This window comes from Propioniciclava sp. (assembly GCF_036744435.1).
Classification (GTDB): Bacteria; Actinomycetota; Actinomycetes; order Propionibacteriales; family Propionibacteriaceae; genus Propioniciclava.
This window is the reverse complement of the sequence record NZ_DAIOIA010000163.1, coordinates 1-4,907: the sequence shown is the minus strand read 5'-3', so window position 1 is coordinate 4,907 and position 4,907 is coordinate 1. Positions and strand designations below refer to the sequence as shown.

Annotated in this window: 4 protein-coding genes and 1 tRNA gene; 1 reads left to right on the top strand and 4 read right to left on the bottom strand. The window is 67.8% G+C overall.

What is annotated here, in order from left to right:
• Positions 1-176 precede the first annotated feature (176 nt).
• The 4 genes from V7E09_RS14385 to V7E09_RS14370 form a co-directional block, all read right to left on the bottom strand.
• Positions 177-686, bottom strand: a complete 510-nt coding sequence (locus tag V7E09_RS14385; RefSeq protein ID WP_324512153.1) for a DinB family protein — start codon at positions 684-686, stop codon at positions 177-179.
• 86 nt (positions 687-772) lie between these two features.
• Positions 773-1,645, bottom strand: coding sequence for a PRD domain-containing protein (locus V7E09_RS14380; RefSeq protein WP_324512154.1), 873 nt, complete (start codon positions 1,643-1,645; stop codon positions 773-775).
• A 98-nt stretch (positions 1,646-1,743) separates the two neighbouring features.
• Positions 1,744-3,798 carry a glucose PTS transporter subunit IIA gene (locus V7E09_RS14375; RefSeq protein ID WP_324512155.1) on the bottom strand — a complete coding sequence of 685 codons (2,055 nt, stop codon included), beginning with the start codon at positions 3,796-3,798 and terminating at the stop codon, positions 1,744-1,746.
• A 267-nt stretch (positions 3,799-4,065) separates the two neighbouring features.
• Positions 4,066-4,713, bottom strand: a complete 648-nt coding sequence (locus tag V7E09_RS14370; RefSeq protein WP_324523592.1) for an HAD hydrolase-like protein — start codon at positions 4,711-4,713, stop codon at positions 4,066-4,068.
• Positions 4,714-4,830: 117 nt separating this feature from the next.
• Here V7E09_RS14370 and V7E09_RS14365 point away from each other — a divergent pair.
• A tRNA-Ile gene (locus tag V7E09_RS14365) sits at positions 4,831-4,907 on the top strand.

The following is a 4,907-nucleotide window of genomic DNA, read 5'->3' as shown; positions in this document are numbered from 1 at the left end:
ACCTGTCCGCCAACATCCTCGGCGGCCTGGAGCTCACCCTCGCCGAGGACTGAGCTTCCGCCCGCCGAAGACTGGGCTTAAGCCCGCCGAGGACTGAGCTTCCGCCCGTCGAGGACTGAGCTTCCGTTCGCCGAGGACTGAGCTGGCTCAGGCCCTCGTGGACGCATGGTCCAGGTTCAGGGGGTGTTTCCCCGTTGATGGCGTTCGGCAAGGATCTGCTCACGGATGATGTCGGCGTGCCCGCAGTGCTGGGCGAGTTCGCGGAGCAGATGCAGGTAGATCCAGCGCAGCGGAAGCGGGCCGCGGCGGTTACCGAGAGCGAGATCGTCGAGGCTCATCGTGGCCACGGCCGCCCGCGAGGCGACGCAGGCCTCGGCGTGGGCGGCCTGGATGGACGCGATGGTGTCGGTGTCAGAGAGCAGGAACGAGTCGGACACGTCGGCAGGCAGCCCCTGCTCGACGCGCGGGACGCCGCCGATCGCCTCCCCGAACCACACCCGCTCCACGTAGATCCCGTGCTTGACCAATCCCAGCAGCGTGGTGCGCGAGGGCACCAGATGCCGACGCGCCTCCTGTTCAGTGAGGTCGTTCAGGCAGGCGTTCAACGCAGCGCGATGCTCGTCCAGGAAGGCGTCGAACTGCACGCGCAGGTCAGCGTCGAAGACGGGGGAACGAGGATTCGTCATGAGCAGAGCCTAAGCGGGAGTCGTCCGGGTGAGGGCGGCGGCGAGTGCCGTCCTCCACGGTGAGGCGGTCCGCCGGACAACGGTGATCACGGATCGCGTCGAGCGCGTGAGCGGACGTCATTGTGCAGTCGTCCCACGTGCAGCGCGAGGTAGGCGACTTCGTCCCCGGTGAGCGCTAGCCCGAGGCGCCCTCCGATCGTCGCCCCGAGGTGAATGGCCGTGTCTGCGGTTTCCGGCTGCGAGCGCCAGATGGTCGCCATCAGGTCCATGGACGCATCGTCGAGTTGCCGGTTCTCGGCGACCCGGACCATCAAGTAACGCAGATGGGTGACGAACCGGGCCGCACCCATGCTGTCCCGGTCGATCGAGCTGCCCCACTGTCGCTCCAGTGCGGCGAATGTCGTACCGATGATGTCCGCCCAGGCGGGAGCACCAGCGAGTTCGCCACGCGACCAGCGCAGATTGACGAAGTGCAGCGCGAACGCCACCCATTCGTCGGGCTGGAGGCGGATCCCGAGGGCATGGTTCGTCATCGCGACGCAGCGCCGCCCGACGGCTGACTCATCGGGATACAACTGGGCGACTTCCCACTTCAACGGGAACTCGATCTCGATCCCGGCTTTCGCCCGCTTCACCGCGAAGACGAGGTGGTCGAGGAGGGGGAGAAGGACGGCCTGGGTCACGGGAAGGTTCAGGCGGGCCTGGGCGAGGTCCGCGAGTTGGTGTGCGACCCCGGCTTCCTCCCACGTGGCTCCGGCAAGCAACTCCGCCAGCTGGGCGGCGCGGTACGTGGCATCCGACACGAAGCGCTGACCTCCCGAGGCCGACACCTCATCGCCGGGCTTGCGTCCATAGCCGACGCCCTTGCCCAGGAGGACGACCTCGCGGCCGTCGGGCTCGACTCCGGACACGACGTTGTTGTTGTGCACCCTGGTCACGGTGACCGGTTCGGGCGACATGTCCCCTCCTCGCTGGGGCCGATGGTGATGTGGAGTTGGGGTGGTGAGGACCGGCTCGGGCGCCACCGGTGCTGCACGCCCGAGCCGGCGATGGCCCGCTACCTAGGAGTGACGGTCACGACGGGAATGACTCCCGTGGCCTCCGGGTCGATGGGCGACATGGTGAAGGACTTCCCGTTGGTGAGGAGGACGGGGGTCGTCATCGAGGAAACCCTCTCCGCAACCGACGCCAGATCCACCCGCACGATCGGCTCCCCCGCCTCGACGCGTGCGCCCTGCTCCTGGAGTGCGGTGAATCCTTCACCGTGTAGGCGAACGGTGTCGATGCCGATGTGCACCAGGATCTCAGCTCCGTTGTCGGCCCGGATGGCGAAGGCATGCAGCGTCTTGGCCAGGAGGATCAACGTTCCGCTCACGGGCGCTCGAAACGTCCCCCCGGTGGGTTCCACCGCGAAGCCGTCGCCCATGGTGTGGGACGAGAACACCGGATCGGGAACATCCTCCAGCGCGACGATCCGGCCGGGGACGGGCGGGAGCAACCCAGCGGGTTGGTCGGAGGAGGGCGCCAAGGTTGGCGACGCTGGGGTGAGCGTCACCGCTGGTGCGGTCGAGACGGAGGCGAGGTCGGCGGGCGGGGCGGTGGGGTTGGCGTCCAGGGCGGCCTGGATCGAGGTCTTCAGCCCGTCGGCCTGCGGCCCGAAGACGGCTTGGACATTGTTGCCGACCTCGATGACACCCGCTGCGCCCAAGGCTCGGAGCCGTGCCTGATCCACCTTTGCCGTGTCGGTGACCTCGACCCGCAACCGGGTGATGCAGGCGTCGACGTGTTCGAGGTTCGCCCGCCCGCCGAAGGCGGCGATGAGTTGCTCGGCTCGTGCTGAGTCGCCGACGGGGGCGGCGGACGTCTCCTCCGCCGTGTCGGCCAGGTCCGCGCGGCCGGGGGTCATCATGTTCCAGGCGACGATGGCGAAGCGGAACAGCAGGTAGTACACGACCGCGAACACGAGCCCCACCACGATCAGCAGCGGCACATTCTTCGCCGCGGGGGCGGTGCCGTACAGCAGCAGATCGATCAGTCCTGCCGAGAACGAGAACCCGAGGTGGATGTCGAGGGCATGGGCGATGGCCAGCGACAAGCCCGTGAGGACGGCATGGACAACGTAGAGCGGGAATGCCACGAACATGAAGGCGAACTCGAGCGGCTCAGTGATGCCGGTCAGGAAGGCGGTGAGCCCGGCTGCCGTCAGGATGCCCACGGCCACCTTCTTCTGCTTGGGGCGGGCGACGTGGATCATCGCCAGCGCTGCGGCGGGCAGGCCGAACATCAAGATGGGGTAGAACCCAGCGGTGAGAGTTCCCGCGGTCGGATCGCCGGCGGCGAACCGGGTCAGCTCGCCGGTCACGACGCCGTCCGGGGTGGTGTAGCTGCCGTAGATGAACCAGATGTAGCTGTTGACGATGTGGTGCAAACCAAGCGGGATCAGCATCCGGTTGACGAAACCGTACGTGAAGGCGCCCACCACGCCGGAGGCGGCGATGAACTGTCCCAATCCGGTCAAGCCGGAGTTGAACAGCGGGTAGAACCAGCTCAGCGCGAAACCGATGATCAGGGTCGCCAGGGACACGACGATGGGCACGAACCGGCGGCCTCCGAAGAAGCCGAGGTAGGTAGGTAGTTGGATGTCGTGGTACTTGTCGAACAGCCACGCTGTGACCAGGCCGACGATGATGCCCGCGAACACCCCGTAGTTGATGGTGGCTTGGTCGCCCGCGTTGTCGACGACGCCAGCCAGCACGACGGGTGACATCGAGGTGAAGACGCCTTCGATCACGAGGTAGCCGGCGACGGCGGACAGGGCGGTCGCGCCGTCGGCCTTCTTGGCGAAGCCGATCGCGACCCCGACGGCGAACAGCAGCGGGAGGTGTCCGAAGATGGCGTTCCCGGCCGCGCTCATGGCGTCGAAGAACGGCCCGATCACGGGGGCTTCGATATGCCCCAGGAGGTCTTCTTGGCCCAGGCGCAGCAGAATGCCCGCGGCGGGCAGCAGGGCGATGGGCAGCATCAGGCTCTTGCCGAGCCGTTGGAGTTGGGCGAAGCCCGGGACGCGTACCCGGCGTTTGGCCGGGGGCGCTGACGTGGTGGAGGCAGTCATCGGTGGTCCTCTCTGGACGTCCCCTCGACGAGAGGTCGTCCGCGCCCTATGCCCCGGGGGCGTTGTGCAGGGTGCGCGGCGACGAGCGTCAGCTGGGGATCAGCGGTTTTCGCCGACCCGTCGGTGGGCCAAGCGATCTCGCCTCAGGTCTTGCCTCGTGGAGTCACAATCCTGACGACTGGCGCCGCAAGCGCGTAGCGCGACGGTAGCACAAGGATCGGGCGGGCGGCAGACCCGCTCCGGTCAACTCACGGGCGAATTCGCTGGTCAGACGGCGAGGCGGTCCAGGAGGGTGACGCACTCGGCAGGGTCATGGGCGATCGCAGAGGCGGGCGCCCCCTCCGCCTCAGGGCCGTACCCCCAGGTGACGAAGATCGACTTGAGCCCCCGCAGCGCAGCCCCGTCGACGTCGTGGTGACGGTCACCGATCATGACGGCGCCGGCGGCGTCCACCCCCGCCGCGGCGAGGCGCTCGAGTGCTTGCCCGATCACCCAGGCCTTGTCGTGCTGCTCGGCCATGTCCGCGCCCGCGATGACGGTGAAATAGCGATCCAACCCCTTCGCCTCAGCGATGCGCCGGGCCAGGTCCTCCCGCTTGGAGGTGGCCACGGCCAGCGTCCAGCCGGCATCGACGAGCTCGAGGAGCGCCTGCTCGATGCCGGGGTAGACCTCGGCCTGGGTCATCGTCTGGGTGTAGATCTCGCGGTAGGCGTCCCGGAAGGCGGCGGCCTCCGCCGCGGGGACGCCCAAGACCTCAGTGATGCCGTTGAGCAGCGGCGGCCCCACGAACCCCCTGATCGCCTCAGCATCGGGGACCGGGTAGCCCCGTTGTTCCAGGGTCGCGCGGGCCGCCCCGATCACGGTGGGTCCACTGTTGACGAGGGTGCCGTCGAAGTCGAAAAGGGCAACGCGCATGACCTCCACCCTAGGGTCAGGGGGCTGGCCGGTGAGGTACGGCGGCCATGGCTGGCATCTGATTTTGAGCAGGCCCCCGGGAGGCGGTAAGGTTCGTTACCGCGTCACTGACGTGTTGGGCCTATAGCTCAGATGGTTAGAGCGCCGCCCTGATAAGGCGGAGGTCACTGGTTCAAGTCCAGTTAGGCCCACCA